1 protein-coding gene is annotated in these 2,306 nt (G+C 36.9%); it reads right to left on the bottom strand.

The genetic code is table 11. The features are described from left to right. Positions 1-130 precede the first annotated feature (130 nt). Complete coding sequence (locus ACOVQ4_RS19675; protein ID WP_421822310.1) at positions 131-1,654, bottom strand: glycoside hydrolase family 10 protein; 1,524 nt, start codon at positions 1,652-1,654, stop codon at positions 131-133. Positions 1,655-2,306: the final 652 nt, after the last annotated feature.

The raw sequence follows: 2,306 nt of genomic DNA on the forward strand, positions 1-2,306 counted from the left end.
TTTTATAAAATTCAGCAAAAAGGCCAAACAGATGAATGATACTTTCGCGTTTTGTCAAGTAATCAAACCATTGACTCCTTTTTTACTTATATACAATGGATTGTTGGGTAAAATAAGCCCTATTTTATTATTAATCTCCATAATTTACCACAACCATCGTTGGAGTGGATTCATTATGGAGCCTATCAAATGAAGTAACCGCATATACATACCCTCTTGCTCTCTCGGAGGTGTAATCGAGAAAGGAAACATCCCTACCTACATACAGTATTTTATCTACTCTAAAAAGGTTTATTTTTTCGGCTTTCTCGAATCGATAAACGGCATAATATACATTTTCGTTACCATCTGATGCGGCCTCTCCAGGTTTCCATGTCAATTTATTAAGCCCATTTTCTTTCAACGCGATTACGCGCTGTGGCGGATTGGGAGCTATACTATCCTTCCATTTCATAGCTGGAATAATAGCAGGATACCTATAAAGCGAAGCTCTTAGTGAATCTTGAATACCTCCATAATTTTCGGTCAAGCATTTTGAACTAAAAAACATTCCTCCTTGGATATTAGCATTGTTTCTATCTAATCGAAGCTGACTTGTTGCCTCAGCATTATTCCAACCCGACTTGATTTTATAAATTCCATGTCCGATATATAAATGACGACCATAGGTATGCTGGCTCCACCAATCAGTAAGAACCTTGTAGGGCACTTTGGGATGGTTACGTTCAAAATATACCTGAGGCACAATATAGTCGACCCAACCATTTTCAACCCATTTGCGAGTATCGGCATAGAGGGTTTGATAAGAGGTAGTTCCAGCTTGGGTTTTTGACCCTACCTTAACAATAGAACTATAGTTTTGCCAAACACCAAATGGACTTATGCCATACTTTACGTAAGGCTTGGTTCGTTTGATGGCATCTCCTATCTGTTGAATCAATAAATCAGTATTGCTTCTGCGCCAATCTTCGATATTTTTATAACCAGAACCATATTTTCTAAAGGTATCCAAATCATTCAGTTGCTGTCCTTGTACGGGGTATGGATAAAAGTAATCATCAAAATGAATCCCATCTACATCATAATTTTTTAGGATTTCTACCACTACTTGAACAATGTAATCTCTTACTTCTGGAATACCAAAATTTAGCACTTTTTGTCCGTCATACTGAATCATCCACTCGGGTTTGGTCACACTAATATGCTCGGGCATAATCGAGCTAGCCTTTTTGAAGGTTGCACGATTAAGATTAAGCCATGCATGAAACTCCATATTTCGAGCATGAGACTCTTTTATCATAAAATCGAGAGGATCGTAAAAAGGAGTAGGGAATTTGCCTTGAGTGCCAGTCAAAAACTCCGACCAAGGTTCTAAACCTTTGGCATAATAGGCATCACAGGCATCGCGTACCTGAACCATCACGGCATTGATATTTGAACGTTTGTGTTCGTCCAAAATTCGAATAAAATCTCGCTTTTGTTCTTCAGAATTATACTGTCCTTTTTGAGGCCAGTCTATATTATCGACGGTAGCTATCCAAACGGCTCTAAACTCATATTTAGAAGTGAGTTCGGGCGTTCTGTTTTGTTGTGAATGACAACTTGAACATACGACAACACAAAACAGGCATACTTGAAAAATAATCTTATACATACACATTCCAATACTCTTACTCGGTGCCACCTAAGCAACTCTTTTGAGGATTTAAGTTAGTTGTGTACAAAGAATGGGTAACTCTTTTGCTCGGATGTGAGGCATCTACAGACATATAGCTTAAGCTATTGCCTTCATTTTGCCTACATCAGGCATTTTTTCATCGCCTTGTACAACAAATGGTTTAAGTTCAAAATAAGGATATACTGTTTCAATTTATTTAAAAGAATTGTGGCAGGAATGCTGTTAGGGAGCTGATGGTTTAGTTATTATTGAGCACAATTGACAGCATTATTATCGCAAGTTATTCATAAAATCCTAGAATCTTATCCTTTCTAGAATCGAACATAAAAAATATGTATCAACAAGTATTCAAAATGAGTAAAAGGTCATATACATGAGTCATCCCTAATTTGGGGATTGAGCGAGTGAGTGATTGTGTAAAAAATTATATTCTCGATTTAGAGATGCAATCATTGCGCCTTAAGCCATTCATCTCTTGGATAAAGGCATTAAAAAGCGGTTGAAAAATATTTTTTCAACCGCTTTTCTGTTAAAAACTTGGTGAATAATCCCATTGAAAGCAACAGGCTGTAAGCTGTAAGCTGTAAGCTAGTTTTTTATGAAATTATAAAGAATTTTTGCCCAATGC

It is taken from the genome of Flectobacillus sp., assembly GCF_049240685.1.
Taxonomy (GTDB): Bacteria; Bacteroidota; Bacteroidia; order Cytophagales; family Spirosomataceae; genus Flectobacillus.